General features: G+C 50.8%; 26 protein-coding genes and 1 other RNA gene. 7 read left to right on the top strand and 20 right to left on the bottom strand.

Annotation, left to right across the window (positions count from 1 at the left end; translation table 11 throughout):
- Nucleotides 1-30 precede the first annotated feature (30 nt).
- From rnd to ffs, 5 genes are all read right to left on the bottom strand, one after another.
- Nucleotides 31-1,182, bottom strand: a complete 1,152-nt coding sequence (rnd, locus tag VC28_RS03210) for a ribonuclease D (protein ID WP_049629378.1) — start codon at nucleotides 1,180-1,182, stop codon at nucleotides 31-33.
- Nucleotides 1,183-1,187: 5 nt separating this feature from the next.
- Nucleotides 1,188-1,781: a recombination mediator RecR gene (recR, locus tag VC28_RS03205; protein ID WP_049629377.1), complete on the bottom strand. Its 594-nt coding sequence runs from the start codon at nucleotides 1,779-1,781 to the stop codon at nucleotides 1,188-1,190.
- A gap of 60 nt (nucleotides 1,782-1,841) precedes the next feature.
- Complete coding sequence (locus tag VC28_RS03200; RefSeq protein WP_049629376.1) at nucleotides 1,842-2,162, bottom strand: YbaB/EbfC family nucleoid-associated protein; 321 nt, start codon at nucleotides 2,160-2,162, stop codon at nucleotides 1,842-1,844.
- 37 nt (nucleotides 2,163-2,199) lie between these two features.
- Nucleotides 2,200-4,125 carry a DNA polymerase III subunit gamma/tau gene (dnaX, locus tag VC28_RS03195; RefSeq protein ID WP_049629375.1) on the bottom strand — a complete coding sequence of 642 codons (1,926 nt, stop codon included), beginning with the start codon at nucleotides 4,123-4,125 and terminating at the stop codon, nucleotides 2,200-2,202.
- 198 nt (nucleotides 4,126-4,323) lie between these two features.
- Nucleotides 4,324-4,419, bottom strand: an RNA gene (gene ffs, locus VC28_RS19470) — signal recognition particle sRNA small type.
- A gap of 300 nt (nucleotides 4,420-4,719) precedes the next feature.
- Between ffs and tpx the strand changes: the two genes are divergently transcribed.
- The 3 genes from tpx to VC28_RS03180 all read left to right on the top strand — a co-directional run bounded on the left by tpx (nucleotide 4,720) and on the right by VC28_RS03180 (nucleotide 7,401).
- Complete coding sequence (gene tpx, locus VC28_RS03190) at nucleotides 4,720-5,217, top strand: thiol peroxidase (protein ID WP_049629374.1); 498 nt, start codon at nucleotides 4,720-4,722, stop codon at nucleotides 5,215-5,217.
- A 272-nt stretch (nucleotides 5,218-5,489) separates the two neighbouring features.
- Nucleotides 5,490-6,977, top strand: coding sequence for a sensor histidine kinase (locus VC28_RS03185; RefSeq protein ID WP_082191387.1), 1,488 nt, complete (start codon nucleotides 5,490-5,492; stop codon nucleotides 6,975-6,977).
- A complete protein-coding gene (locus VC28_RS03180) occupies nucleotides 6,970-7,401 on the top strand; it encodes a response regulator (RefSeq protein ID WP_049629373.1) in 432 nt (143 codons plus the stop codon). The genes VC28_RS03185 and VC28_RS03180 overlap by 8 nt, the downstream gene beginning before the upstream one ends.
- Here the strand turns inward: VC28_RS03180 and VC28_RS03175 are convergent.
- Entirely contained in the window at nucleotides 7,398-8,315 is a 918-nt protein-coding gene (locus VC28_RS03175) for a LysR family transcriptional regulator (RefSeq protein ID WP_049629372.1), read from the bottom strand. The genes VC28_RS03180 and VC28_RS03175 overlap by 4 nt on opposite strands.
- On the opposite strand from VC28_RS03175, the gene VC28_RS03170 reads away from it, so the two are divergent.
- Nucleotides 8,314-8,547: a hypothetical protein gene (locus VC28_RS03170; protein ID WP_049629371.1), complete on the top strand. Its 234-nt coding sequence runs from the start codon at nucleotides 8,314-8,316 to the stop codon at nucleotides 8,545-8,547. The genes VC28_RS03175 and VC28_RS03170 overlap by 2 nt on opposite strands.
- Nucleotides 8,548-8,589: 42 nt before the next feature.
- On the opposite strand, the gene VC28_RS03165 is transcribed toward VC28_RS03170, so the two are convergent.
- The 6 genes from VC28_RS03165 to VC28_RS03140 are packed head-to-tail and all read right to left on the bottom strand — an operon-like array spanning nucleotide 8,590 to nucleotide 17,974.
- Nucleotides 8,590-10,677 (bottom strand): TonB-dependent receptor plug domain-containing protein, encoded by a 2,088-nt coding sequence (locus tag VC28_RS03165; RefSeq protein ID WP_082191386.1) that lies wholly within the window; start codon nucleotides 10,675-10,677, stop codon nucleotides 8,590-8,592.
- 5 nt (nucleotides 10,678-10,682) lie between these two features.
- On the bottom strand, nucleotides 10,683-11,138 hold the full coding sequence (locus tag VC28_RS03160) for a TonB-dependent receptor domain-containing protein (protein WP_231591628.1): 456 nt from the start codon (nucleotides 11,136-11,138) through the stop codon (nucleotides 10,683-10,685).
- The gene (locus tag VC28_RS03155; protein ID WP_049629368.1) at nucleotides 11,126-12,127 is read right to left on the bottom strand and encodes a TonB-dependent receptor plug domain-containing protein; all 1,002 of its coding nucleotides are present in this window, start codon (nucleotides 12,125-12,127) and stop codon (nucleotides 11,126-11,128) included. The genes VC28_RS03160 and VC28_RS03155 overlap by 13 nt, the downstream gene beginning before the upstream one ends.
- 1 nt (nucleotide 12,128) lies before the next feature.
- Complete coding sequence (locus VC28_RS03150) at nucleotides 12,129-14,630, bottom strand: EAL domain-containing protein (protein WP_049629367.1); 2,502 nt, start codon at nucleotides 14,628-14,630, stop codon at nucleotides 12,129-12,131.
- Nucleotides 14,627-17,404, bottom strand: a complete 2,778-nt coding sequence (locus VC28_RS03145; protein WP_049629366.1) for a hybrid sensor histidine kinase/response regulator — start codon at nucleotides 17,402-17,404, stop codon at nucleotides 14,627-14,629. Before VC28_RS03145 ends, VC28_RS03150 begins: the two co-directional genes overlap by 4 nt.
- Nucleotides 17,405-17,974, bottom strand: coding sequence for a YfiR family protein (locus VC28_RS03140; RefSeq protein ID WP_197085476.1), 570 nt, complete (start codon nucleotides 17,972-17,974; stop codon nucleotides 17,405-17,407).
- Nucleotides 17,975-18,225: 251 nt separating this feature from the next.
- Here VC28_RS03140 and VC28_RS03135 point away from each other — a divergent pair, with 251 nt between their 5' ends.
- Entirely contained in the window at nucleotides 18,226-19,077 is an 852-nt protein-coding gene (locus VC28_RS03135) for a 6-carboxytetrahydropterin synthase (RefSeq protein WP_049632128.1), read from the top strand.
- A gap of 7 nt (nucleotides 19,078-19,084) precedes the next feature.
- On the opposite strand, the gene VC28_RS03130 is transcribed toward VC28_RS03135, so the two are convergent.
- The 3 genes from VC28_RS03130 to VC28_RS03120 form a co-directional block, all read right to left on the bottom strand.
- Nucleotides 19,085-19,456, bottom strand: a complete 372-nt coding sequence (locus tag VC28_RS03130) for a DUF6164 family protein (protein WP_049632127.1) — start codon at nucleotides 19,454-19,456, stop codon at nucleotides 19,085-19,087.
- Nucleotides 19,457-19,614: 158 nt separating this feature from the next.
- Complete coding sequence (locus tag VC28_RS03125) at nucleotides 19,615-20,538, bottom strand: Tll0287-like domain-containing protein (RefSeq protein ID WP_049629364.1); 924 nt, start codon at nucleotides 20,536-20,538, stop codon at nucleotides 19,615-19,617.
- A gap of 87 nt (nucleotides 20,539-20,625) precedes the next feature.
- On the bottom strand, nucleotides 20,626-20,925 hold the full coding sequence (locus VC28_RS03120; RefSeq protein ID WP_049629363.1) for a hypothetical protein: 300 nt from the start codon (nucleotides 20,923-20,925) through the stop codon (nucleotides 20,626-20,628).
- 250 nt (nucleotides 20,926-21,175) lie between these two features.
- Between VC28_RS03120 and VC28_RS03115 the strand changes: the two genes are divergently transcribed.
- Nucleotides 21,176-22,345, top strand: a complete 1,170-nt coding sequence (locus tag VC28_RS03115) for an MFS transporter (RefSeq protein WP_049629362.1) — start codon at nucleotides 21,176-21,178, stop codon at nucleotides 22,343-22,345.
- 10 nt (nucleotides 22,346-22,355) lie between these two features.
- Here the strand turns inward: VC28_RS03115 and VC28_RS03110 are convergent, their stop codons facing one another.
- From VC28_RS03110 to purU, 3 genes are all read right to left on the bottom strand, one after another.
- Nucleotides 22,356-22,685 carry a HepT-like ribonuclease domain-containing protein gene (locus tag VC28_RS03110; RefSeq protein ID WP_049629361.1) on the bottom strand — a complete coding sequence of 110 codons (330 nt, stop codon included), beginning with the start codon at nucleotides 22,683-22,685 and terminating at the stop codon, nucleotides 22,356-22,358.
- On the bottom strand, nucleotides 22,682-22,972 hold the full coding sequence (locus tag VC28_RS03105; RefSeq protein ID WP_049629360.1) for a nucleotidyltransferase family protein: 291 nt from the start codon (nucleotides 22,970-22,972) through the stop codon (nucleotides 22,682-22,684). Before VC28_RS03105 ends, VC28_RS03110 begins: the two co-directional genes overlap by 4 nt.
- 71 nt (nucleotides 22,973-23,043) lie before the next feature.
- Entirely contained in the window at nucleotides 23,044-23,904 is an 861-nt protein-coding gene (purU, locus tag VC28_RS03100) for a formyltetrahydrofolate deformylase (RefSeq protein WP_049629359.1), read from the bottom strand.
- Between the two features lie 220 nt (nucleotides 23,905-24,124).
- On the opposite strand from purU, the gene VC28_RS03095 reads away from it, so the two are divergent.
- Nucleotides 24,125-25,048, top strand: a complete 924-nt coding sequence (locus VC28_RS03095) for a substrate-binding periplasmic protein (RefSeq protein WP_156184270.1) — start codon at nucleotides 24,125-24,127, stop codon at nucleotides 25,046-25,048.
- On the opposite strand, the gene ilvE is transcribed toward VC28_RS03095, so the two are convergent.
- Nucleotides 25,000-25,896: a branched-chain-amino-acid transaminase gene (gene ilvE, locus VC28_RS03090; protein ID WP_049629357.1), complete on the bottom strand. Its 897-nt coding sequence runs from the start codon at nucleotides 25,894-25,896 to the stop codon at nucleotides 25,000-25,002. The two genes, VC28_RS03095 and ilvE, sit on opposite strands and share 49 nt — an antisense overlap.
- Nucleotides 25,889-26,701, bottom strand: coding sequence for a PhzF family phenazine biosynthesis protein (locus tag VC28_RS03085; RefSeq protein WP_049629356.1), 813 nt, complete (start codon nucleotides 26,699-26,701; stop codon nucleotides 25,889-25,891). Before VC28_RS03085 ends, ilvE begins: the two co-directional genes overlap by 8 nt.
- Between the last annotated feature and the right edge of the window lie 152 nt (nucleotides 26,702-26,853).

Genomic DNA, 26,853 nt, shown 5'->3' with positions numbered 1-26,853 from the left:
CGGCTACAGCAAACAACCCAATCCGGATGGCTAAATAACTTCACTTTTATCGGGTTGCGTTTGCGCGATATGCAACAAATGCTCACCGATTAATGCAAAACGCCACCCCAATAAACGTGCAGGTAATTGATATTCACCCGTTTTCATTCCCGATCGCACAATAAATTCATAATCTTTTTTGCGGATCAAAATCTCAGCCGGTAAATTTGCCTGTTCAGCAAACTCCCGCACCCAGTTTTTTAGCGATTTCATCAAAGGGCCTTCGCTCTGTGCAAGCGGAGGATCGAGCCGTGCAGGCCAAGCTGACTCATCTAACAAGAGTGCGTCATGCACAATCTGTAGTATCGTTTCCGCATCATTTTTCAATGTGCGCGAGGGAATATCAGGCACTTTGGAAAGCAGCGAAACATCTTGAATTTTTTTGCGTGCAATTTCCCACAGCGCCGATTCCTTGACCAAACGATTGCGCGGAATATCGCGAGCGCGCGCCTCAGTTTCCCGCCAGATACACAAGCGCCGCAATATCGCGAGTTCTTGCGGCCGCAGCTTCCACGCAAAACCAACTTTCTGATAAGCATCGCTGAAGTCATCCAGCTTGCGTGCATTCCCGACTACATCGGCACAATCACTTTTGACCCACTCCAAGCGCCCACCGGCTTTTAATAATTGCAACAACTTTCCGTAAACAATCAACATATGCGCAACATCCAGCGCCGCATATTTTAATTGTGAAACACTGAGCGGCCGCTGCAGCCAGTCTGAACGTGTTTCATCTTTTGGGATTTCAATTTCAAGCAACTGTTTGACGAGTGATGAATAACCCAAACTAAAACCCAAGCCAGCAAATGCAGCTGCAATTTGGGTATCAAATAGTGGTGCAGGAACTACACCCAACCAGCGCTGAAATACTTCGATATCTTCCGAGCAAGAATGCAATACCTTCGTAACAGACTCATCCAACATTAATTCACGCAGTGGCTCTAGATTCCGGATGGCCAAAGGGTCGATCAGATAGCAGCCTTTTCCATCGCCAATTTGCAACAACCCGGCAATCGGGTAAAACGTTTCACTGCGCATAAATTCTGTATCAACAGCGATCGCTGCTTGCGCACGCCAGCGACTACAAAGCTCTTGTAATTGATCATCCTGATCAATCCAAATCGGTTCACTAGGAATTAACATCAGGGTTATAAACTTCTGCGAGAGGAAAATGCGTGAGCAAGCGTGCCACCATCAATGAACTCCAACTCACCACCGAGTGGAACACCGTGAGCAATACGTGACACAGTGACATTCAGATTTTTAGCACGCTCGCTGATGTAATAAGCAGTGGCTTCACCTTCCACGGTAGGGTTGGTAGCCAAAATCACTTCTGTGATGGACTCTTGTTGCAAGAGTGCGATTAATTGATCCACACCAATATCTTCAGGACCTATTCCATCGATGGGCGACAAATGGCCAAGCAGCACAAAATATTTACCTTGATACGTACCCGCTTGTTCAATTGCCAATACATCACCCGGCGTTTCCACGACGCACAGCAAACTGTTGTCGCGGCGAGTGTTAGCGCAGATACCACACAACACTTGCTCTGTTAATGTGCGGCAGCGTTGGCAGCGCCCGACACCTTCAACAGCCCGATGCAAGCTCTGCGCAAGCCGCTCAGCTCCGGTACGGTCACGCTCCAACAAATGCAGTGCCATACGCTGCGCTGATTTTGGTCCAACACCGGGCAGACAACGCAGGGATGCCATGAGTTCATCGATAAGCGGGCTAAACATGTATGTGCACTTTACTGAATATGAATTGACTAATTGTTTTCAACACGAATGTTCATCGCCTTAAAATGGCATTTTAAAACCCGGCGGGATTCCCATGCCGGCAGTCATTTTCGCCATTTGTTCGCGGCTTTGGTTTTCTACTTTGCGCACCGCATCATTCACCGCTGCAGCCAATAAATCTTCCAACATTTCTTTATCTTCGCTCATCAAACTTGCGTCGATATGAACACGTTTCACATCGTGACGGCCATTCATCACCACACTGACCAAACCAGCGCCCGCCTCACCCTTCACTTCTGCTTTTGCCAAATCTTCCTGCATTTTTTGCATATTGGCTTGCATCTGTTGCGCTTGCTTCATTAAATCGCCGAGACCATTCATAGCGTTTCTCCTACTTCACAATAACTGACGTGCATCGTTAAATTGGCTGGATACTTTCTTCGTTTAACGTCGCACCAAATTGTGCGATTAATTGCTGTACTACAGGATCATTTTTAATTGACTTGATGGCATCATCCAAGCGCTCTGCGCGCAAACGTATAGCCATTTGCGCGGGAGTTTCCGCCGTCACTTTGCCAACCTGAATACGTACTTTGACTTGTTCGACAAAATAATCGACCAATAAATCTTGCAGACGTTTTTCATGACTTACATCGAAAAGCGTGCTGTTGGTTTCATCCAGTACAAAGAAAAACTCATTGCCCTGCCGACCTGTCATCTGGCAGTTCGCGACTGTACTTTGCAAAATGCCGGTCACGCCCAAGCCCAGATAAATATCGGTCCAATCCGCAGGCGTCGCTTGTTCATAGGGCACCTTGCGTATGGTTTTGGCAGCAGGCGGTAGCTCAGGCGCAGCAACAACCGGCGGCAGCGCCGCCTCAGGCTTTTTTGGCTGGCTTACCTCTTGTGTTGCAGCAGCGGGTTCAGTGGCAGGCACATCATAGTACGCAGGTGCCTGTGCATATTCAGCGTATTCATCATCGGGAACACTAGCCGCATCCATTACCGGTGGCTCCTCTGCGGGGGGCGTATGGGATGCAGAAGTGGCGGCGACTTGAACCGGAGTTTCCGCAACCGGTACAGGAGCAACAACCGGAGCCGCTGCTGGAGTATTCACGACAGGAGTCTGATTGATGACAGGTGCCTGATTAACTTCTTGAACCTGGCTAACACTTTGAACCTGATTAACAACGGGAGCAGCTTGGACAACTTTAGGCTGTTGCCCCTGCGGCAAAGCCTGTGTAGGTACATCAATGACACCCTGCGGCTTGAATGCCAACATCCGCAATAGCACCATTTCAAAACCGGCGCGCGCATCGGGTGCCAAGGGTAAATCGCGACGACCTAACAAGGCGGTTTGATAAAACAACTGTACATCTTCCGATGGCAATTGTTGGGCAAGCTGCATAATTCGCTCGCGATCGCCGTGGCTGTTATCTACAGCCTCGGGCAACGCTTGTGCAATCGCGATGCGATGTAACACAGCGAGCATTTCTGCGAGAGCATTCGCGTAATCCGGCGCTTGCTCGGACATTCGCTCGACCGCCGCCAATACCGCGCGGCCATCGAGCGATGCCAATGCATTAACAATGTCGTACACCGCTGTTTGGTCGATAGTACCCAGCATGGTACTGACTTCCACTTCCGTGATTTTGCCCGAACCATATGCGATTGCCTGATCGGTCAGACTCATCGCATCACGCATACTGCCATCTGCGGCGCGCCCTAAATGCCACAAAGCCGCCTCTTCAAACGGAACCAATTCTTCACCCAACACGAATTTCAGGTGCTGAACAATACGTTCGGGGTTCATGTTTTTGAGATTGAATTGCAAACAGCGCGACAAAATGGTCATCGGCAATTTTTGCGGATCGGTTGTCGCGAGCAAGAACTTGACGTGTGGCGGTGGCTCTTCCAGAGTTTTCAGCAGCGCATTGAAGCTGCTATTGGAGAGCATATGCACTTCGTCGATCAGATAAACCTTATAACGGCCGCGGGTCGGTGCGTATTGGACATTTTCCAACAGCTCGCGGGTGTCTTCCACTTTGGTACGTGAAGCCGCGTCCACTTCAATCAGATCAACAAAACGGCCTTCGGCAATTTCACGGCAACTGCTGCATTGGCCACAAGGCTCGGAACTGACACCGGTCTCACAGTTCAGGCACTTGGCGAGGATCCGCGCAATAGTCGTTTTACCCACACCACGGGTGCCGGTAAACAAATAAGCATGATGCAAACGATTGTGATCAAGCGCATTGATCAACGCCTGCAGGACATGCTCCTGCCCTACCATTTCGCGGAAAATACGAGGACGCCATTTACGCGCCAGGACTTGATAACTCATGCCGATTGCTGCTCTCGATTCCAAAAGTGGCTTTATTTGAGCTGTATTTGATAAAGGGCGATCAATACAAGCAAAAAATCAGGCGGCGATTATAGCGACCAGCGCCAGAAATAGACACCAAAGGAGCCAGATCGACAGAAGAAACAAAATAGTGAGTGACGGACAAAACAGAGGAATTTCGAGGAGGTTGGGTGGCGACCTAACCAGCCACACCCCGGCACATAACTTACTGCTACCGTTGCTCCCTTCCGGGCCTGGCGGGGTTCACAGATCATCATTGCGAGGGGACCGGCTAGATCACCATTGCAGCTTGCTGGTGTCACCTGTTTTTCCGCGGCGACATGCAAGAGGCGCGCATTATCATCACTTTACCTTACCAATGCAAGGCGGAATTTAGCCATAGGCATATCTCTGGAAAAGTCCGTAATACCTTGTGCCTAAATGTAAACAAATCCGATAAAAATTGAACAAATCACTATTACAGAAAGATTTTTTCCTGATGGCGCTCATTGCAATTCCCTTTTTCGCCACCATCAACTAGGCTTCTCTGAGTATTTTTACCAACAAATCACACACAAGGTCAGGAGTATTTTTATGGCAACGGTGACTCTCAAAGGAAACCCATTCAACACTAACGGTAATTTGCCTGCGGTTGGCAGCAAGGCTCCCGCATTCAAACTGGTTAAAACAGATTTGTCGGAAGTCTCTTCTGCAGATTTAGTTGGCAAACGCGTTGTACTCAACATCTTCCCCAGTGTTGATACTCCAACCTGTGCACAATCTGTCCGCACCTTTAACGCACAAGCTAGTGCTCTGGACAACACCGTTGTTGTATGTGCATCACAAGACTTGCCGTTCGCCCTTGCACGTTTCTGTGGTGCAGAAGGTCTGGACAAAGTTATTCCTGCATCTGCATTCCGCGCCAACTTTGCAAGCGATTACGGCGTAAAACTGGTTGATGGTCCACTAACCGGATTAACAGCGCGCGCCGTTGTTGTATTGGATGCAGAAGGTAAAGTACTGCACACAGAGTTGGTGAGTGAAGTTGCCCACGAACCCAATTACGATGCAGCTTTAAAAGCACTGGCATAAAACCGGGTGTTCCGCTTTACGCCAAAACGCCAGCTTCTCGCTGGCGTTTTTATTTGCCCCTTCCCGCCAACTGATCACCAGCCAAAACAAAAGCGCTATTAGTCATATTTTTTTATTGCCAAACACTCTGAAAAAAATCCTCTTTTTTCTTCCAGCTACCAACACATAAAAAAGCGCTGCCTATACTAAAAATCAAATGGATCAGGTTTTGTCAGTACCGATCCCACGCTATTGTGGCCTTGTGAGGATGTTTGTCAGAGGGAGAGTAACGGATGCCACCACAGAATAATCAGCAGAGCAGTCATCAAAATAACCATCAAGATAACCAGCCCAGCTATGTTCTGGAGCTGCTGGATGCAGTACCTGCAGGCATTATTGTCACCCATCAGGATGGACGCATCAGCTACCTGAATGCGGAAGCGGAACGTTTATTCGGGTATTCACGCAACGAACTATTAGGCCAATCGGTTGACGTGCTACTACCCAATCGATTCAGCGGCAACCACGCCACATTACGCCAGAGTTACATTGACCAACCATCGACTCGCTACATGGGCGCAGGGCGCGATCTGTACGGAAAACGCAAAGACAACAGTGAATTTCCATTGGAAATTGGCTTGCGCTCTCTGGTTGCCGATAATGAACAATTTATTGTAGCCACCATCGTCAATATCACTCGCCGCAAACAATTGGAGGAGCGATTAGCCAAGGTGATTGAAGCATCGCCTTATGGCCAATTACTCGTCGATGAACAAGGGATTATCCAATTGATTAACCCAAGTTTGCTCGCGCTCTTTGGTTACAACAAAGAGGAACTGCTGGGTAAATCCATGGATATTTTACTGCCCGAACGCTACCGCGCTGGCCATGAAAAACTGCGCGCAGGCTACGTGCAAAAACCCAGCTTGCGCGCAATGGGGCTTGGGCGAGACCTCACTGGCCGCCACAAAAGCGGAACCGAAATTCCCATCGAGATTGGTTTAAGCCCGGTAGAAAGTGATGCAGGCAACCTGACACTTGCCGTTGTCACTGATATCACCGAGCGCAAACGGCTGGAGCTCAATCTGAAACAAGCAAATGCCCATCTGGAAGAGTTTACCTACGTTGCCTCTCATGATTTGAAATCGCCACTGCGCGGGATCAGTGACCTGGTTGAATGGATTAGTGAAGACCTTGGTGAAAATATCCCTGAAGCAGTTAAAAATAATATTGAGCGTATCCGTATTCGGATCGGCCGCATGGAGCGGCTAATTGAAGACTTACTGCTCTATGCACGAGCCGGAAAACGCGCGAAAGAATCCACCGCCATCGATGTTAATGCATTGATTGCAGGCATTATTGAACTACACCCTGTTCCCGCACACTTCAATATTCAACAGGATATTCGCATCAACGAAATTTATGCTGCCAAAATTCCCCTGGAAACCGTACTGCGCAATTTATTTTCTAACGCACTTAAGCACCACACCGGCGTTGATCCCTGTATTACTATTAGCGCAGAAGCCAGTGGCAGTTATTGTTTATTTAAAGTGAGCGATAACGGCCCCGGCATTCCTGTTGCAGCCCAAGAGCGTGTATTTCGTTTGTTCCAAACACTGGGTAACCACTCTTCCAACGGCAGCGGAATCGGCCTTGCATTGGCCAAGCGGTTAACCGAAAGCCACGGCGGACAAATTGAACTTATCAGCAACACCGATAGTAAAGGCTGCAGCTTCCATGTGTGGTGGCCACGTTTTGCGAGGAAAGATATCGATGAATAACCCTGTGAAAGTTAATATTCTGATTGTCGATGACGATGATGTCGCAGCAGAATCTGTCGTACGCAGTTTACGTAAGCACGCGATGGATTTTCCTGTCACCTTGGCGCGCGATGGTATTGAAGCGCTAGAGATATTGCGCGCGAATCATAGTGAACTCACCATAGAAAAACCCTACATTGTTTTGCTGGATCTTAATATGCCGCGCATGGACGGTTTTGAATTTTTACAAGAAGTGCGACAGGACAACGTATTGCAAGACTCTATTATTTTTGTGCTGACGACGTCAGATGCCGACTCTGATAAATCCCGTGCTTATCACGAGAATATTGCGGGTTATATGGTTAAGTCCGCGGTAGGGCCACAGTTTTCAAAATTGGCTTCGCTGCTCGACAACTACCGCAATACCATTACGTTTCCACTCTAAGTAATCTGGATAACACCCTGTAAATGCTTTAAACAATGCGCTTTGGCCAACTGCAAAAAATCTTGCACAAATGGCGATAATAATTGTTCTTCACGCACTGCCGCGTAAAGGGTCGGCCAGATTCCTTTAGCGCCTGCAGAGCGCACACTGATAATTCCCTGTTGCACATATTCCGCCAATACCCAGTTGGGTAACGCGCAAACACCGCGCCCACTGGCAACCAATTGCACCATCATTAATGTCAGCTCTGATGTACGCACCGCCTTGGGTTCACATTGTGCAGGCTCTAAAAATTGTTTGAAAATATCCAGGCGATTGCGCGCAACCGGATAAGTAATGAGTGTTTGGTCAACCAAATCTTGTGGCTGTAAAAAAGTCCGCTCGACTAATGCATGATTATTAGCGAGCGCAATTTGCATCTCGTACCCAAACAACGGGACATACTCCACGCCTTTGATCGGTTGCGGATCAGATGTAATGACCAAATCGATATCACCCTGCGCCAATGCGGGTAATGGCTCAAAGGTAAAACCACCAGAAAAATCCAACTCAATTCCCGGCCATTGGTTGCGATAAATATCGATGGTGGGCATTAACCAGTTGAAGCAGCTATGGCATTCAATTGCCATGTACAAACGCCCCGCTTCGCCGTGCACGAGTTTTTTTACATCGCGCTCGGCTTCGCTGACACTGGCGACTACCTCGTCCGCCAACTGCAGGATTCGCTTACCCGCTTCACTAAACCGCAACGGGCGGCTTTTGCGAATAAACAACTCGCACTCCAAGCGTGATTCCAATTCTTTGAGCTGGTGCGAGAGTGCCGATTGCGTCAGGAATAAACGCTCGGCCGCCTCCACCAAACTACCTGTTTCGCGCAGGGCGATGAGGGTTCTAAGGTGACGGATTTCGATCATGGTTGTTTCCGGGGTAATGAATCGCCGACAACAAATCCCCTGCTGCACCACGCCCCTTTTGCAAACGGGGTTAAGACTTGCTCCATTTGAAAGAGAGAAAAATAAAGAGAAAGATGGTGAGGGATTCGCCTTTATTATGAGTATTATTCACGCCAAAACTGAAAATCACCAGTTTTATTCATGTTTTCTGCAATCCCGCCTCGCACCCTCACAGGATTCAGGTGGCCAGTGATTCGTGAAGGGCTCTTGCGGGAGTGACCATGTTCGCAGCAGATTAAAACTTCCATTCAATCGCCGCATTCAATTCCCGCCCACGATTAGGAATGCCTTGCGGTTTGCCCAAGCTTTGAGAGGGTGTTGAATAGTCGCTGTTGGTGAGGTTTTTGACGGTAAGTGCCAAGTCGCACCCCGGATTTATTTCGTATCGCAACCGGGTATTCAGTACCCAAAAGTCATCGAGCTTGGTCCAGGTGCTGTCGGTGACAGGGTTGTTGCGCTGGTCTTGATAGAAACCCATCAGATTCCAGTTCCAGCGCCCGGTCGCATAATTGACTTCCAACGACGCTAATTGCTCTGCTTCGCGCGCTGCGGAATCCGGCAAATCCATCCGCGTGTAAGTCGTGCGCACTGACCAGTGCGAGGAAATTTCCTGAAGCCATTCCAGCTCAATACCCTGGCTCTGTTCTCTATTGCCATTGCCATAGGTACGGCCAGTGCTGGTAAAAACAGTTTCGATGGGCTTTTCATAACGATTTTGGAAAAGGCCGGCACTGAGGCTGGTTGTGTTCCAATTACCCATCACAATCAGATCCCAGGTTTTGACAATTTCATGGGTTAAGTCTGGATTGCCGAGCAATACGGGGTTATTCATCAAGCCGGTTTCGGTCAGCGTGGGTGCCCGGAATGCCTCACCATATAGCAGCTTGAGACTGTAGGTATCGTTGAGTTGCTCAACCAAACCCAAGCGCGGGCTGAAACGACCGGTGATGTCGGGATACTCATCGTAGCGCCCGCCCAGAGTAAGGCGCGTGGTGGCGCGCAGGTTGCGAAGATACTGGGCATAAATCCCGATATTGTCTTGCGAACCTTCGTTGCCCAGTGGGAAGGTTTTACCCTGGTCGCCATAGTAGGCAATTGGAAAGCGGCGCTGGATAAGCTGCTCCAAATCAAAATTACCTACCGCACTTGCATCCGTTTCCTCGTTGCGCGCCAATTGCAAACCCCATTGAGCACTGGCATCGGTGTTGATCGCCCAATCATTGCTGAAGGTGATATGCCAACTCTCACCGGCAAGGCGGGCATCGCCCTTGAAGGGTTCGGCACTACTGGGGCGGCTCACCGCAGCAAGCTGGCCGGGTCCAGCCAGAAATAGATTGAAATCGTAAGTGAACTGTTGGTAGCTCAGGGCAAGCGTTGAACGGGTGTTGGCCAGCCATTCAAAGTCTTGATCCAACGCCAGATGCCAGAGCGTCCGGTCATTGGCGTTGTAGTCGTTGCCGGTGTTATCCGACTGATAAAAATCGCCAGTTTCGGTGCGCGAATAAGACAAAGCAATGCGGGTTTTCTCCCGCGCGAGCGCCAGGTTTGCTGCGAACTGTTGGCGCGGATCACGCGTGGCGATGGGCTGGCGATTAAAACTATCCTGCAAGACAAAATCATCGCCATTGTCTTTGAAGGCATGGATAAAACCATCCACCGCCCAGCTATCCAACACTCCCGACCAGAGGCTTTCCAACTGCCTGCGCTGCTGCGAGCCATAAGCCAGTGCGATGGATTTTTGCTGTTTGCGGGTGACGATGTTGATGACACCATTGAAGGCAGAGCTGCCGTAGATGGCTGAACCGGGGCCGCGGATAACTTCCAGTCGCTCCACCTGTGCGAGTGGATAGAGCGGCAGTGTGATATCCGGACTGCCTGCGCGCGGATCATTAACCACATGACCGTCAATCAACAACAACACTTCCAGCGATTGCTGGCTGCTGCGCCGCCCACGGGCGCTATAGGTATAAGCCACACCAGAGCTGGAGTTGCGATCAAATTGGAAACCCGGCACCAGGTTGAGCAATTCGTAAAGGTAATCCACCCCCAAACGGCTAATTTGCTCATGGGTAAATACCGACACCGAGGCAGGTACAGTTTTGAGTGATTCTTCGGTCAGGGTTGAGCCAGTAACTGGCACCTCAAGAAGCTGTTCAAGGCTCAGGTCGAGGTAAGTCAGATCTTCACTGGCGCGGCTGCTGTTGGCCAGAATGCACGTAAAAATCCACGCACTGGTAGCAGCAACGTAGTTTATAGATGATCGATAACGTGACTTTTTAGTCGGCATAATGCCTCCTTCCTGTACCTGAACGGGGTCGCGCATGTTGCTCACCAACGCCAGTCAATGCCCATTCCCCACTCCCGGCCGCGATTGGGAATCCCCCCAATAATTCCCGCACCCTGCGGTGGACTTGCGTATGCCTCATCCATAAGGTTTTTGATTGTGAGTTTGATCCGTGTGTCTTTGGTCATTTCATAACTCAACTGGCTATTGGCCAACCAATAGGAACCCATCTGTTCGCGCTCATTGGCTGTTCGAAGGTACTCCCGCTCCCCTTGATAATTAAACGATACGTTCAAATTCCATGCGCCCTTATGGTAGTTAAGTATATATGCTGCTAGCCGATCTGCCTCTGCAAAGGCGGAATCGGGCAGGTCGGAAAAACGGGTGAGGCTCAAGCGCATTAACCAGTTTTCGCCCAGCTGTTGCTTGATATCCAAAGAGGCCCCCCTACTCTGCTGATCATTACTGTTGATGTAAGAGCGCGCGCCTATCTCGTCCAACCCCGAGATGATCGGTGCCTCATAGCGATTGTAAAAACCGGCCAGAAAGCACCCGCAGGTGACAGCAGCGCATGCAAATCCTGATCATCACTTTGGTAGTGATAACTTAACTTGGTCTGCCAGTTGGCGCGCGGGTTAAAGCCCTGTTCCAGCATGAAATGGCGATACTGGGGCTGGAAATAATTGAAATCGTTAAACACTTTTTCGAGCACATAAAAATCGTCGGCTCTCAGGCGGAACCAGGTAATTTGGGCGCGGGTTTGGCGATAGGCAAGCCCTACATCCACCCCCAATTCCTGCCGTGGGTCACGGGTATAGAGGTCACGGGTATCGAGGCCACTGGCCAAGCGATATTCCTGCCCCTTATCTTCGTAAGCATGGGCAAACAGATTGAACTGCCAATCGCCCTGCGCATGGTTCACATGCAGATCCGCTTTACGCCGTTGGTCGCTGCCCGCCATCACACTGACTGCGTTACCGCTGCGGCGGCTCACAATGTTGATCACGCCGGTAAATGCACCTGAACCGTAAATGGCTGAACCTGGCCCCTGAATGATTTCTACTCGTTCGATATTGGCCAGCGGAAATAATGCGAAAGCACTGTCGGCACCGCTGGAGCGAGGGTCAACAAACAACCGGCCATCTACTACCAATGCCACTTCGCGTGCGCGACTACCAGTGCGCCGCCCCGCTGCACTGAAGGTGTAATTTATTGGATTGTCCGCAACACGGCTGACCTGAAAGCCCGGCACCAAGCGCATCAACTCAAACAAATAATCCAGCCCCAGGGTATCGAGCTGCTCGCGGGTAAATACCGTTACAACGGAAGGCACGGTTTTGAGCGATTCATCGCGCAAGGTCGCGCCGGTGATATTGACTTGTAGCAACTGCTCCAACTCCATCGACAAATAGTCATCGGCCACAGCAACGCCCGCGATGCCGGATAGCAGGCACAGGCTCAATGCGCGCGACCGAACCCGCCGGGTCATGTCAAACACCATTCCATTTGGCGACCCAGTCTTCAAACTGGGCGGCAGGCAAGGGTTTGGAGAAGTGATAGCCCTGCATCAAGCGGCAGCCTTGTTGCTCCAGCAATGCCAATTCCTCAGCTGTCTCCACGCCCTCGGCGATTGTCTTCATGCCCAGTGAATCGGCAAGGCGGATGATGGAACTGACAATCGCAAGCGAGGCGCTGTCGCTGCGCATATCGCGCACAAAAGACTGGTCGATCTTGAGGATATTCGCCGGCAAACGGCGCAAGTAATTCAAACAGGAGAAGCCAGTGCCGAAGTCATCGATCGCAATGCGATACCCCAGATCGCGAAATGCCTGGAGCACCTGGATGGACACTTCCATATCGCTCATCAACATGGATTCAGTCAGTTCCAACTCCAATGAGCTGGGCGCTGCCCCAGCCGCCGCTAACAAGCTTTGTACTTCCGATAGAAAACCGGCTTGATGGAATTGCAGCGCCGAGATATTCACGCTCACCACCAAATCAGCAACACCCGAATTTTTCCAATGAGTGACCTGCCGCGCTGCCTCTGCAATCACCCAGGCACCGAGCGGAATGATCAGGCCGATTTCTTCTGCCAGCGGAATAAAGTGATTGGGCGGCACCAAACCGCGCTCCGGATGCCGCCAACGGATCAAGGCTTCTGCGCCGTATAAATGCAGGTTAGCGAATTGATCGCTCGACAAGGGTATTTGCGGCTGATCGCCCGAGAGCTGTATCTGAGGTTGATCGCCTGATAGTTGTATCTGAGGTTGATAGTGCAGCTCAAACTGCCCCAGCGCCAATGCCTGTCGCAGGTCATGCTCCAGCTTCAAGCGGTCAAGCGTGCGTGCATTGAGCACCGGGGTGTAAAACTGGTAATTGTTGCGGCCTTTTTCTTTGGCGAGATACATGGCCGCATCGGCATTTTTAATCAGCGTATTAGGGTCTTCACCATCTTCCGGATAAACCGCAATCCCGATACTCGGGCTCAGGTGCAAAGGCATGTCTTCCAAGTTGTAGGGCTTTAACAGTTCCTCGCGAACTTTTATCGCCACTTCCACCAAGCTGCGTTCATCGCGCACACGCGGCAAAAGCACGACAAATTCATCACCGCCCAAGCGCGCGACAGTATCGTCGGTGCGCACCGCTTCGCTTAAACGCGCGGCTGTCTGGCACAAAATATTGTCGCCTGCGGTATGGCCCAGTGAATCATTGATATTTTTAAACCGGTCGAGATCGATAAACAAAATCCCGACCCTTTCGCCGCGCCGCTTGGCGGTATTGATCGCCATTTCCAAACGGTCATTCAACAGCGCGCGATTGGGCAGCTCCGTCAGGCTGTCGTGATGGGCAAGAAAATCAATGCGCTCGCGGGATTTTTTCCGTTCAGAAATATCGCTGAAAATAGCGATGTAATTTTCTGGTTTGCCGTCGCTGTTCAGCACCTGGCTAATGGAGTACCAGGTCGGGAATTTTTCGCCATTTTTGCGTTGGTTTATCAGCTCGCCTTGCCAGTGACCCTTTTCTTTCAGGATATGCACCAGATTGCGGAAAAAACTGTGTGAATGCAGCTGGGCACCCACTTTCGCTGTGTCCACCCCCAATACTTCTTCCTCGGTGTAACCCATAATCCGCTCATAGGTTTTGTTCACAAGGACGATATTCAGGTTGGTATCGGTAATCAGGATCGCCTCATTACTGCCTTCAAATACTTTTGCCCATAACCGCAGTTCAGATTCTTGCTGTTTGCGCTGGGTAATATCGCGGATCACCATCACCGCTTCGTCCTGCTCACGCAGAATGACCCGCGCCTCCCAGGTTCTGGGTTTACGCGCCGCTTGCGACCAATCGAACTCAACCAGCTGCTCGCCCTTACCGGCAAACACGCGGCGGATCTGCGGTGCCAAAATACCGTACACCTGCCCGGGCAAATGGCCTTCGCCAGTCACCGGGTCATACACCACCCACTCTTCCATTTCATTCACATAGGTACCGACCTGCATGTCGATCACATGGCCATCGCGGTCGATACGCAAAATAATGTCGGGGATACCGGCAAGTAATGCGCGGGTTTTCCCTTCGCCAATACTGGCTTCTTTGATCGCCTTATTGGCGCGCAGGATAAATTGGATACGGAACGGCAAAGTGCCCCAGCTAACCGGCTTGGTGATGAAATCCATCGCGCCCGATTCAAAGGCATGGTGGATAGAACTGATATCGTCCAGCCCGGTCACCATCGCAATAGGCAAATCGCGGCCGCGAGGTTGGGATAAGAGTTCGCGGCACAATGAAAAGCCATCGCCGTCGGGCAAGAGCACATCCAGCAAAATAATATCGGGGCGGATTTCTGCAAAACGGGCACGGGCGCTGGCGCAGTCAGCGGCTTCCATCACCCGATACCCTGCCCGCTCAAGCGTGATGCTGGTGGTCAGGCGCGCGGCTTCATCGTCATCGACGATTAACACCAATGCTGGCGCTGTCGTTTGTTCTTTCACTTGCCTTGCTCCTCCCGCTCCAACTCGGCCAGGCTTTGCAGCGATAAACCGTAAAGGTGCCGGATACTTTCCAGTTGTTGTACCGCGTTTTCCAGATTGCCCTGACGCGCAGCCGCTTCGCAGTCGCGGCAGGCTCCAGCTAAATCCACCAAGCCAAGATTGGCGGCGCTGTTTTTAAAGTTGTGCGCCGTTTTGTACAGCAGGTCTGCATCCTGCGTAGCAACGGCTACCGAGAGTTGTTCCAGTAATGCGGGGCTACTGCTGCGGAACAGACCGATAATGCGGATCAGGAGCCCTTCGCGTAATTCGCGTAATTGGCGAATGACCTGCTGGTCAATTTCAACGCCTTCAGCGGCTGTGCTTTTGGTTGTACTTTTGGCGGCCGTGCTCTCGGCGACTGCACTTTCGGCGACCGCACTGGCGAATGCGTTCACTGCGGTGGAAACAGGTGCAACAAGCGGTACGGTAGATGCCGCTATGGCCTCGGCGCGATCCGGCAGCCAGCGCGCCAGAACATCATGTAACTGCGATTGGGCAAAAGGTTTGCTCAGATAATCGCTCATGCCCCGTGCGAGGCAGTTTTCGCGGTCGCCACTGATTGCGTTGGCGGTCAGCGCGATAATCGGCAGAGGGTTTATTCCCAGATCAACCTCGCGCCGACGGATCTGGGCAGTGGCTTCAAAACCATCCATCACTGGCATTTGGCAGTCCATCAGTACCAGATCAAAATGCTCCTGCTGCAGTAACTCCACCGCTTCCTGCCCGTTATTGGCGATGCTCATGGTCACCCCGATACGCTGGAGCATGGCACTCGCCACTTCCTGATTGACGGGATTGTCTTCGGCCAGAAGTACCCGTCCGGACAGGCGGGATTGGGTTGCATCGCTGGCGATGGGATGATCAATCACAAAATGATTGTTCACCTCGCCCGCAATCACTTGGGCAATCAGGTTATGTAACTCAGACTGGCGAACCGGTTTAAGCAACAGCGGCATACGTGCGGCTATCTCCGGCCGCGCCGCCATGCCGGCCGAACTCAAGATAATCACTTGCAGGGCTGCAAGGCGGGTATCGGCAGCGATCGCTTTCAGCAACTGGCCGCCATCCATTTCCGGCATGCACCAATCGGTCAGCATCAACCCGAAGGGTTTGCCCTCTTCTACCCCCTGCTGCAGCAGCGCCAGCGCCTGTTGCGCCGAGGATGCCAACACTGGCGACATGCCCCATGACCTTAACCAGTAATCCAGAATTTCAAGGTTGGTCGGGTTATCGTCCACCACCAAGGTATGCAACTGGCCAAAACCTTCAACCAATTGGTAATCGCGCGGGTCATTCACCTGCTGCAAACGCAGACGGAAATGAAAACGGCTGCCGGTGCCCGGTTGGCTGTCTACCTGGATCTTTCCACCCATCATTTCGATCAAGCGCTGCGAAATCGCCAACCCCAATCCGGTGCCGCCATATTTGCGCGCCATGGAAGAATCGGCCTGGGTGAAGGATTGGAACAAGCGCGCCTGCTGCTCGGGCGTTATACCGATACCGGTATCGCGCACTGAAAACTCCAACAGCACTTGTTTGTCCCTGCTCTCTAATAAATCCACCTCGATGATGACTTCACCCTGCTCGGTGAATTTAATCGCGTTGCTCAGGAGGTTGGTAATGACCTGCCCCAAACGGGCAGAATCGCCCACTGCAGACAAAGGCGGCAGTGGTGTTTTGCAGAGCAGTTCGAGGGATTTGCCCTGTGCAATCGGGGCGTAGCGCTCGGCAATATCCTCCACCAGCAAGTTGAGCTGGAAGGGGCGATACTCCAACTCCAGACGGCCAGCTTCGATTTTGGAAAAGTCCAGAATATCGTTAATGATCAACAGCAGGTCTTCGCTGGAACGGCGGGCAACGCGGGCAAAGCGTTTTTGCTTGGCATCCAGCTCGGTGTCCATCAGCAGCCCGGTCATTCCCATGATGCCGTTAAGCGGGGTGCGGATTTCATGGCTCATTACCGCTAGGAATTCACTCTTGGCTTTGCTGGCGGCTTCGGCTTGTTCGCGCGCCGTTTGTAGCTCCACCGTGCGGGTCAATACCCGTTGTTCAAGCAGTTCCTGATTGAGGCGCAACTCTGAATCCTGCGCTTCAATACGGTCGAGCATGGCGTTGAAGCGACGTGTCAGCAGACCCACTTCATCGCGCACTTTTAATTCGGGCGCGCGCTCCTGATAACGCCCTTCAAGCCCTACCTTCTCCGCGACCTCGCTGAGTTTGCCCAGAGGGCGCAACAGCGACGACACCAGAATCAAGGTGAGGGATACGCAAATCACCAGTGCGGCCAGCGCAATCACACCAACCCAAGCGAGCACGTCATAAAATTGCACGCGTATGGGCTGCAGGCTGATATCCAGCTCCAGCTCACCCAAATATTCTCCTTCCCAGTACACCTTGGCTGGCAGATGGTCGTCCAGTACCAGGGATTTACCGGGCGCAGCATATTCCGCCAGCAGCGTGCCGTCTTTCAGGCGCAAACGGGCACCCAGCACCTTGGACTCTACGCGCAGTGCAGCGAGCGTCTGGCGCGCAGATTCGGCATCGATAAACATACTGGGTGCGGCGAGGTTGAGGGCGGTGACATCGGCCAGTGTCTGCAATTGGCTATTGGCCTGCATACGCATGTAGTTGTATTGCTGCCACGCGCTGGCAAATACCGTTCCCAGCACCGTGAGACTGGTCAGTGCCATCACCAGCAAGCTGATCTTTCGCACCATATTCCAATGAGTAAACATCTAACCACGCCCCCCCTGACGTTTTTTGGCCAGTCTGAGCAATTGGCTACTGATTTTGACTCCGGCGTGATTGATCGCAGGCTCGTTGATTTGGAATTCAATACGGTTGTCGCTGGTGCGCATCAAGGCGATACCGACACGCTCATCGGTTGGGCTAGCCTCATCCATCACCAATAACATGCCAGGTTGCAACGATTGGGGGAGCGGCATGGCAGCGCCCGCTTCCGTTACATACAGCAACTCGCAGTGACTGAAAGTCTGCGTCAGGTTCGGCTCGTTGGTTTCATTGACGTGATCGATATAGATCACTTGGATACTGCGTTTTTGTTGGACTTTGTTATCGATAGGTGCCAGTGCGCTGCGGGTTTCGTCCTCGGCTCCCAGAACACACAGGGACAGCTCACTATCCGGCAAAGCCGGCCATTCAATGAACTTGATGAAGTTATAAACGAATGCGACTCGCAACCCGGCTTCCGATGCCTGGGCAGAAGCAGCCAAGCAATCGCCGCCGAGGATTAATAGCAACCCCCAGCGCAGCAGGCTTTGGCCTATCGCCTTCACTTGCCCCACACCCAAAAGAACCTCCAACAGCACGCGCAGACACAAAATGATATTTACCCACAACCCGGCTGGTTGCCCATCGTCAAAAGGAGCAAACTTTGAAGGAAATCAGTGAATTGAGGTTAGTTCAGGGAACAGTCCTGAGAATAGTCCAGAGAATCAATATTCGCGAAAAACTCCGGTTAAAATTCCCTGCAAACAAAGCGTTTGCGCTAAGTGGTATGATGCGCACCCTCCAATTTCATCAAGATGGCGTTTTTATGTTGTTGTTTGTCGATAACCTCACCAATGTCGATTTCAGTTTCCTCGACCCGCAGCGCGGCTTACTGGGTGAAACCTGGCTGGCGAATGTGCGCCTTCTGGGTGAGCTGGATGAACAAGGCATGGTGTGCGACTTTGGCACCGTTAAAAAAGTCATGCGCCACTGGCTGGATACCGAATTGGATCACCGCCTTGCCGTGCCTGTGCGCTCCCCTCACATACGCATTGACGATGAAGGTGAGTTCCTCAACATTCGCTGGCAATTTGGGGAGGCGGGCGAGTTTTTGGAAACACGCTCACCGCGCGATGCCATCGCCCTGGTGGATGCTGAAGTGCTCACGCAAGAATCGGTCGCTGCCTGGTGTATCACCCAACTCAAACAGCAATTCCCTACCACTGTAGTGCGCATGGAATTGGACTTTACGCTGGAGGCCATTGAAGGCGCTTACTACCACTACAGCCACGGATTGAAAAAACATTTAGGTAACTGCCAGCGTATCGCCCATGGGCACAGATCGCGCATTGATATTTGGGCCAACGGCCAAAAATCGCCCGCACTGGAACAGCAATGGGCTGACGCATGGAAGGATATTTATTTGGGAACACGTGAAGATTTGGTGAGCTCACCGGTTCACGACGGTGTCAGTTATTATCATTTTGCTTATGAGGCGCAGCAAGGGCAGTTTGAGATCACCTTGCCACAGCGCTGCTGTTATTTGATGGATACCGACACCACTGTGGAATTTATTGCGCATCACATTGCACACAAAACCCGCCAACAACATCCGGATTCCAACATTCGAGTCAAAGCCTATGAAGGTATCAATAAAGGCGCGATTGTTGAGGCTTAATCGCGCCTTATTCGATTTTTAGCAACATCACAAACGGAACCAACGTCAAACCTGCCACAAAAATAATGGCAACAGCCGATGCAATAAAACGGATCGGCTGGGCACAAAAATGCTGCCACATACTAGGCACCTGCCCCGCCTCCACCAGTTGCGCATAATTTTGTTGCTGACGCACCGCGCGCTCAGCTTGATATTCCCGAATTAATTCCCGCGCACGCTCTTCTTGCGCTCCATCCGCCAACCAGATCGCATCCAGCCCCACACGAAAAAAACCAGCATCGGTTTCGTAATAGCGGATCTGGTGTTCATCCAGCAGCGCACGGATATCCGCCGCTTCGTCATCGGGAACTTGTGCAAGTCTGAATAATAATCTGGCCATGATAATTGGACGGTCTTGTTGGTTTGGATAGCCTTGGTGATTTGGATAGTCCAGTGGACATAACCCAATGGATAAAGACCCGCAGCATATCAGCTCTTGATTCATGGCTACATCAATCAAGAGCTAATATGCGTTTTGATTTAAACCTAAAGAACGATTTAGCCTTGTTTATCCTGAGCTTCACGCATTTTTTTAATCGCAAGATACGTACTGTTCCGCATGCGCGCTACCGCAACCGTCAGGCGATCCATTTCATTGCGTGTGTCTTGCGCAATCTCCTGCACCGGGATACTCGCAGTTCCCCCCATAGACACTTCATGCGCCATACCGGTCAATTTTTTAATAGGACTAATCAGTGCGGAACGGATAAACCACAGCGCCAGTAACAGCGAACACATCACCAGTAACAACTCCACAGGCCCCACAAAATTGCTGAACTTGGTCAGCAATGATTCGGCGGGAATAGTCACGCTAATAATGCCGGCCACATCCCCCTCTTTAAACCAAAAACCATTCTGGTCGCCATAGCGGCTAATCACATCGGCAGGTGCTTTGGCAGGGTCACCGTGACATGCAATGCAACCTTCCGTATGGAAAACAGCCTTGGCATAGCGATACTCACCATCCTGCAGACGGGCAAACTCGGTCTGATTGGTAGCGCCGATCTGCGCCAACGCATCCTTTTCAAATGCATCGGGTTTATTAACCGGATTCATGACATTGTGCGATGTCATGCGAAACTTGGCAGGCGAACTTGACAGCGCTACCACTTCCGAAAATTCGCGCTGTGCCAAGGCCGGGTTTTTGGAGTAGAAAGTACTCGCCGCATTGGCCTGCGACGGATCCAGTAATTCTACCTTGCTCAGAAAACTCGCCTCTGAATCGCCCTTCACCCACACTCGCCCATGCTTGGCAACCCAGCTACCAAATGCCTCCACATTTGCCACAACGGTCGTCGCTTGGGAGCGCAGCTCGGCATGATAAATATTCTGCAATACCAACAGATAAGCAACGCCATTCAATATCAGCATTAACAATACAAGAAGGAAAAATTTGGTGGAGATCGAAGCCGTTCTTAGCATAAAACGTCCTGAATGATGCAAAAGTTAAAGGTAAGGATAAGAAGAAAGCATGAGCAATAAAGCTCTATCAATAAGAAAGAACGGAAACTACAAGCGCGCGAGAATGACTCGCGCTTGCGAGGTAAACCGCGCTTTATCGGCAGGGTTATCCAGCAGCTGGGCAAGACCTTCAATGTAACGCAACAGGCCGCTGGGTCCGGTTTTACCTGACACCAGCCAGTGATCAAACACCTCGCCTACCAACTCGGGAGCCACCGGGCCAACGAATTCGGTAAACAACTGATCGAGCCGGGCCACCATCCGGCGCACTACCGGTAGCAGCATTTTTTCCCTTGTTACTGCCGTTGTAACAGCAGGTAATGTCACAGACTTATTGGTATGGAACATAAGATTACTCAATCCTGGAGAATGTGTGGAATGTTGAATTCTACGCCTAGGTGCACTGCCTTTATATCGACAGCCTCACAAAAATGACAGCGCTATCATAGCACAAAACCAGACTTTACAAATCCTCACTCCAAGCTAAATATCCGAGTGTTATAGTGCCTGCCACTCTTAGGTCTCCACCGTAAAACCAATCTTTATCACATCTTTTTGAAAACCATCATTTTTGCAATTGCTATTGTTTGAGACTCCTATGCTTGCCAACGATGTACCTCTAGCCACGCCACATACCCAAGCTGCCCAGCAACTTTCCACCCGCTTCGCTTTTTTGATCACCGGCCTCGCCATGTCCGCTTGGGCACCGCTGATTCCTTTTGTCAAAGCGCGTCTGGCGATTGGTGAATCAACACTCGGCTTGTTGATTTTGTGTTTTGGTGTCGGCTCGCTTCTGGCAATGCCGGTAACTGGCATGCTGGTTAATCGCTATGGCTGCCGCCGTGTGATCACCAGCAGCTTGCTACTGATGTGCGTCAGCTTGGTGTGCCTGTCTATTTCTCCTGGCGTGTCGGGAATGGCCGTCAACCTGCTGATTTTCGGCATGATGCTCGGTGCTACCGACGTCGCCATGAATATGCAGGCGGTAGTGGTAGAAAAAGCCAGCGGCCGCGCGATGATGTCGGGCTTCCATGGTTTTTATAGCTTGGGCGGGATATTTGGCGCGGTGGTGATGAGCGCGCTCATGTGGTTGGGCTTATCGCCCTTTCACGCGCTGCTCTGCCTGACATTCGTGCTTTTGCTGATGCTGGCTTATTGCAGCAAGGATTTACTTCCGAAGGTGAACCAATCAAACAACAGCGAACGCGACCCGTTCTTTGTATTGCCACGCGGCAAGGTGTTACTCATCGGCGCGCTATGTTTCGTCGCCTTTCTCGCCGAAGGTGCTGTTCTGGATTGGAGTGCAGTATTCCTCAACACCCTGCGCGGTGTAGATCCGGTTTATGCGGGTTTGGGCTTCGCGTGTTTTTCCATCGCCATGACTATCGGCCGTTTCACCGGCGACAAAATCGTCAACCACCTTGGCGGCACACGCGTCGTTTTTTGGGGTGGGATCTGTGCCGCGAGCGGATTTTTACTCGTCATATTCGTCCCTTTCAACGCCGCCGCGTTCATCGGCTTTACCCTGATTGGCGTGGGCGCATCCAACATTGTACCAGTGCTATTTACTGCCGCAGGCAACCAAACCTCCATGCCCATGGGTTTGGCCATCGCAGCTGTGGTAAGTATGGGCTATGCGGGGTTATTGGCAGGGCCGGCAGTGATCGGGTTTATCGCAGAACTGAGCAGTTTGAGTGTGTCATTCGGATTAGTTGCTCTGGGTTTATTGGCGCTCGCAGGAGCAGCCAAAAAAGCGACAAGCGAATGAATAAAACTCTTTATTGCGCGAGCATGTTCTGGATAGCATTTTTCAACACTTCCAAATATTGCTCTATCACTGCTGCCACAGTTTGGGGGTCAATATCCCCCAAGTAGTTATGCACAAGAATATTGCGGAATCCACTAATTTCCCGCCAAGGAATCTCAGGAAATTGTTGCTTTAGCTCGATGGGTAATTGCTGTGTCGCTTCAGATAAGGTCTGTAAATTTCGCACCGCAGCATCATATAAAATATCATCTTGCCGAATATCGCCGCGCGCCTGAATGCGACGTATTTTGGCGATAGAATCCAAAATATGAAGCGCATAAGGTTGCCAAGGTTTACTCATAAATCTACCGCTTCGCTTAATACCGACGCACGGATGTGGCAATTCAATTCGTGCTCTGGAATTAAATCAACCTTACGCCCCAAAAGGTTGGATAAACGATCTGCTAAAGGTAACCGCTGCTTGAAAAGATCGTACCCCTTGGGAAAATCGACTAAAAAATCTACATCGCTTCGCGGCCCTTCCTCCCCACGCGCTACAGACCCAAAAACGCGGATTCTGCGCGCACCAAACTGCTGAGCCAACGCATTAATTGTCGCTTTTTGCTGATGTAAATCTTCTAGCAGCATACATCCCCCGATTATCTACGTTGTACGCGCTGTGCCCGTTGGCCAACAGCTCAAGCATAGCTGTCTATTTGTTACCTTGAAAACACTACCGTCTTGGTACCGTTCAACAACACGCGGTGCTCCGCGTGCCAGCGTACTGCCCTATTCAGCACCACCGCTTCAATATCGCGCCCGATTTCCGCCATTTCATCCGGTGAATTCACGTGGGAAACGCGCTCAACGGATTGCTCAATAATCGGACCTTCGTCCAAATCAGCCGTCACAAAATGTGCGGTGGCACCAATGAGTTTCACACCGCGATCAAACGCCTGATGATAGGGTTTTGCGCCTTTGAAACCCGGCAAAAATGAGTGATGGATATTAATCGCACGGCCATTGAGTTTATGGCACAAATCGTCGGACAGGATTTGCATATAACGCGCGAGCACCAAAAAATCGGCCTGCAAATCCTGCATTAATTGCCACAACTGGCCTTCCTGTTGCGGCTTGGTATCTGCCGTGATGGGCAAATAATGAAATGGCAATTGATACCATTCGGTTAAATCGCGCATGACATTGTGGTTGGAAACCACACCCACAATATCAATCGGCAGCGAACCATTTTTCCAACTGTTCAGCAACGCATTCAAACAATGCCCCCATTGCGAAACCGCAATCAGTACACGCGGTTTGCTGGCACTATCAAAAATATTCCAATCCATCTGGAACTGCTCACCCAGAGGTTTAAACAGCGAGCGAATCTGCCCCAAATTGTAACCAGCCGGGCACTCAAACACGGTACGCATAAAAAAGCGGTTACTGTGTACATCTTCAAATTGCGAAGACTCTTTGATGTTAAACCCGAGGGTGGCGAATAAAGTGGCAACGGCGGCCACCAAGCCTTTTGAATCCTGACAGCTAAAGGTTAAAACGATTTCTTTGACAGCAGACATGAAGTGTAATCCCGTAACAGAGGCTGGGAGCCCTTAATTCGAAAAGGCACCCAGACTAAGGAATGCACGGGGGTAATTCAAGCATTCGGGCATTTCAATGTTTAAATAACCAGTAAATAACCTTCATCCATGTGTCTATACTTCCAATTGCTACAGGTGTACTTGCTACAGTATTACCTGATACGGGTACTACCCGCGATTTGGATAATAAAAGCCCGTTATGAAACAACTACACATGCTGTGCTTGATACTGGGAATACTCCTCGCGCAACCCGGCAATGCCCGGGGTGCAGAGACAACAGAAATAATCACCTTGCCGATTGGTATGTACAGTGCCAGTTTTGTCCCGCGCCCCCTGACATTCAATAACGGAAGCTGCCCGGACATCCGCCACACTCACATAGGCCATAATCAAATCGTGGCCGAGTTATTAATACTGTGCAGAGCGTTGGAGCTGGGTGGACTCAAGCCAGCATTTGAATTCAACAATACATCTGATTATTTGCGCATCATCCATGACTCTGCCAATTCAGTGACACTGATGCCGGGTTTTGTCATTTGGAAAACGGATATTAATCCAAACTTGTTTTACATCTCCGATCCGGTATTAAAAGAAAAAGAATTTGTGAAAGGTATCTACACGGTTCCAGATAATAAAAAACTATTGTCCATCAAACATGCCGACGAGTTGAAACACTATGCAATAACGACCAACCAAAATTGGATTCACGATAATGCTGAAATTACCTGCATAACCCCGAAAATAATCACAGCAGCATCCAATCCTCATTTAATGGCGCGAATGATCGTTGCCAAACGTGCGGATTTTATGTTATTTCCTTTTTTCAATTCGTCCGATCTAAACGGTTCCCTCAACGATATCAATTTGGTTCCGCTACAAGGGATGAAAGTTGCATTCAATGAATCACTTCATTTTATTGTCAGCAAAAAACACCCCAGGGGGCTCGTGGTATACGAAGCCTTACAAAAAGGATTGAAAGAACTTCGCACCAACGGAACCCTGCGTTACATCTATGAAAAAACCGGTTTTTTCAACCCACAGGTAAAAGACTGGACCGAGTTGGGATGCGACAATCAACCTGAAGCGACCAACTCCTTAAACGCCGCCGCCAACCGCGAATAAATCGGGCCGGGGCACTGCGGAATCTTTCTACCATCGGCATAACCAACCGGAATTAACTCCGCGCCGGTTCCGGTGAGAAAGCATTCATCGGCCGTGAATAAATCATAAGGGGCGAGTGGAATTTCGCGGGACTTTATGCCGAGCTTTTCAGCAAGTTCCAGTACCACTTGGCGGGTGATGCCATCGAGTGCGCCTTCAATTACCGGCGGTGTTAATAATTCGCCGCGCTGTACGATAAAAATATTATCCGCACTGCCCTCAGCAATTCTGCCTGCGCTGTTTAACAAAATGGCTTCATCGGCACCGGCATGTGTGGCTTCCATACGCGCGAGTATGTGATTGAGGTAATTCAAACTTTTGATGCGCGGATCAAGTCCATCGGAACCCAAACGGCGAGTGGCGGCGATGATGACTTTTGCACCTTCGCTGCGCACTCTTTCATTCACCAATTGCAAACGATCTGCAACAATAAAAACAACGGGCGAGTGGCAACGCGAAGGATCAATCCCTAATGGGCCGGGGCCGCGTGTGACGACTAAACGTAAATAGCCGTTTGTTTCCGGCGCTGCAGAAATGGTTTCAATAACGGCGTGAGTTAATTGTTCGATGCTGTAAGGAATGGCGAGCGCAATTGCGCGTGCCGATAAAAATAATCGCTCCAGATGGGCCTGCAAACGAAAGGCGCGGCCGTTGTAAAAACGTATGCCTTCGAACACACCATCGCCATATAAAAGTCCGTGATCAAAAACAGAAACTGTTGCCTGTTCGAGTGGAATAATGTGACCGTTGCGCCAACACACTGGAGTGGCTGCTGTAGGTTTCTGATCCGCATTTGTTAAATCAGCCATAAAATTCTCCTGTCAACATAGTGCGGGCTTTACCACTTAATAAAACGCGATCCTCTTTCCAATCCAGTGTTAACCAACCACCGCGCGCCGATGCCTGATGCGCATACAAGTGCGTTTTGTCGAGGCGATTACCCCAATAACACGCGAGCAGGCAGTGTGCAGAACCGGTCACAGGATCTTCACTGATACCAACCTTGGGAGCAAAAAAGCGCGAGACCATATCTAACCCCGAACCACTATCGCCGGGCGCGGTAATGATTAAGCCTCGTGTTGTAAATGACGCGATTTTTTCTGCGTCGGGGACAAAGTTGCGCACAGCATCGGCCGAATCCAATACCGCAATAAGATCGTCTTTCCCCGCTCCAAACCAATGTGGCTGTTTGCCAAGCAACTCAATCAAGGACGATGGAACCTGTGCAATGGACTGCGGAAAGTCAGCTGGAAAGTCGAGCTGGATTTCATCGCCATTACGCACGGCCGTAAGCCGGCCACTGAGCGTGTGGAATTCCAGCAACGGCGCTGTTTCACCCAGGTGTTGCCAGAGTGCGTGAGCCGCAGCGAGAGTCGCGTGCCCGCAAAGACTGACCTCCACTTGAGGCGTAAACCAGCGCAGATTCCAGCTGCCATCGGCGCGTTTGTGCACGAAAGCAGTTTCTGATTGATTCATCTCCAGCGCGACATTTTGCATCCAGCCCGCAGATTGTTCCTGATCAAGAACACAGACACCGGCGGGATTACCGCTAAACGGACACTCCCTTGAGGATCCGGAAACAAAAGCATCCATCAGATACAGAGAAACACTCATAACACACCTCCTGAAATCGATTGGTTGGGGCATTTTTGAAAAAGCAGTGTATTTCGCGAACAACAACCATTACAGTTTCAAAAAACAACAATTGATACGATACAGATGTAAATAATTGCTATCTGTACCTAATGTTTTGGCACCAACTGTAC

Origin of the sequence: Cellvibrio sp. pealriver, assembly GCF_001183545.1 — a bacterium.
Taxonomy (GTDB): Bacteria; Pseudomonadota; Gammaproteobacteria; order Pseudomonadales; family Cellvibrionaceae; genus Cellvibrio.
The sequence above is the reverse complement of the archived record's forward strand: the minus strand, read 5'-3'. Positions and strand labels throughout refer to the sequence as shown.

Excerpts from the sequence above, each read along its gene's own strand:
- VC28_RS03130 (WP_049632127.1), bottom strand. The coding sequence starts at position 19,456 with ATGGCCAGATTATTATTCAGACTTGCACAAGTTCCCGATGACGAAGCG.
- ilvE (WP_049629357.1), bottom strand. The coding sequence starts at position 25,896 with ATGGCTGATTTAACAAATGCGGATCAGAAACCTACAGCAGCCACTCCA.
- VC28_RS03110 (WP_049629361.1), bottom strand. The coding sequence starts at position 22,685 with ATGAGTAAACCTTGGCAACCTTATGCGCTTCATATTTTGGATTCTATC.
- dnaX (WP_049629375.1), bottom strand. The coding sequence starts at position 4,125 with ATGAGTTATCAAGTCCTGGCGCGTAAATGGCGTCCTCGTATTTTCCGC.
- purU (WP_049629359.1), bottom strand. The coding sequence starts at position 23,904 with ATGTCTGCTGTCAAAGAAATCGTTTTAACCTTTAGCTGTCAGGATTCA.
- rnd (WP_049629378.1), bottom strand. The coding sequence starts at position 1,182 with ATGTTAATTCCTAGTGAACCGATTTGGATTGATCAGGATGATCAATTA.
- tpx (WP_049629374.1), top strand. The coding sequence starts at position 4,720 with ATGGCAACGGTGACTCTCAAAGGAAACCCATTCAACACTAACGGTAAT.
- VC28_RS03085 (WP_049629356.1), bottom strand. The coding sequence starts at position 26,701 with ATGAGTGTTTCTCTGTATCTGATGGATGCTTTTGTTTCCGGATCCTCA.
- VC28_RS03145 (WP_049629366.1), bottom strand. The coding sequence starts at position 17,404 with ATGTTTACTCATTGGAATATGGTGCGAAAGATCAGCTTGCTGGTGATG.
- VC28_RS03185 (WP_082191387.1), top strand. The coding sequence starts at position 5,490 with ATGCCACCACAGAATAATCAGCAGAGCAGTCATCAAAATAACCATCAA.
- VC28_RS03155 (WP_049629368.1), bottom strand. The coding sequence starts at position 12,127 with ATGACCCGGCGGGTTCGGTCGCGCGCATTGAGCCTGTGCCTGCTATCC.
- VC28_RS03115 (WP_049629362.1), top strand. The coding sequence starts at position 21,176 with ATGCTTGCCAACGATGTACCTCTAGCCACGCCACATACCCAAGCTGCC.
- VC28_RS03105 (WP_049629360.1), bottom strand. The coding sequence starts at position 22,972 with ATGCTGCTAGAAGATTTACATCAGCAAAAAGCGACAATTAATGCGTTG.
- VC28_RS03095 (WP_156184270.1), top strand. The coding sequence starts at position 24,125 with ATGAAACAACTACACATGCTGTGCTTGATACTGGGAATACTCCTCGCG.
- recR (WP_049629377.1), bottom strand. The coding sequence starts at position 1,781 with ATGTTTAGCCCGCTTATCGATGAACTCATGGCATCCCTGCGTTGTCTG.
- VC28_RS03165 (WP_082191386.1), bottom strand. The coding sequence starts at position 10,677 with ATGCGCGACCCCGTTCAGGTACAGGAAGGAGGCATTATGCCGACTAAA.
- VC28_RS03135 (WP_049632128.1), top strand. The coding sequence starts at position 18,226 with ATGTTGTTGTTTGTCGATAACCTCACCAATGTCGATTTCAGTTTCCTC.
- VC28_RS03180 (WP_049629373.1), top strand. The coding sequence starts at position 6,970 with ATGAATAACCCTGTGAAAGTTAATATTCTGATTGTCGATGACGATGAT.
- VC28_RS03200 (WP_049629376.1), bottom strand. The coding sequence starts at position 2,162 with ATGAATGGTCTCGGCGATTTAATGAAGCAAGCGCAACAGATGCAAGCC.
- VC28_RS03170 (WP_049629371.1), top strand. The coding sequence starts at position 8,314 with ATGGTTGTTTCCGGGGTAATGAATCGCCGACAACAAATCCCCTGCTGC.
- VC28_RS03120 (WP_049629363.1), bottom strand. The coding sequence starts at position 20,925 with ATGTTCCATACCAATAAGTCTGTGACATTACCTGCTGTTACAACGGCA.
- VC28_RS03125 (WP_049629364.1), bottom strand. The coding sequence starts at position 20,538 with ATGCTAAGAACGGCTTCGATCTCCACCAAATTTTTCCTTCTTGTATTG.
- VC28_RS03175 (WP_049629372.1), bottom strand. The coding sequence starts at position 8,315 with ATGATCGAAATCCGTCACCTTAGAACCCTCATCGCCCTGCGCGAAACA.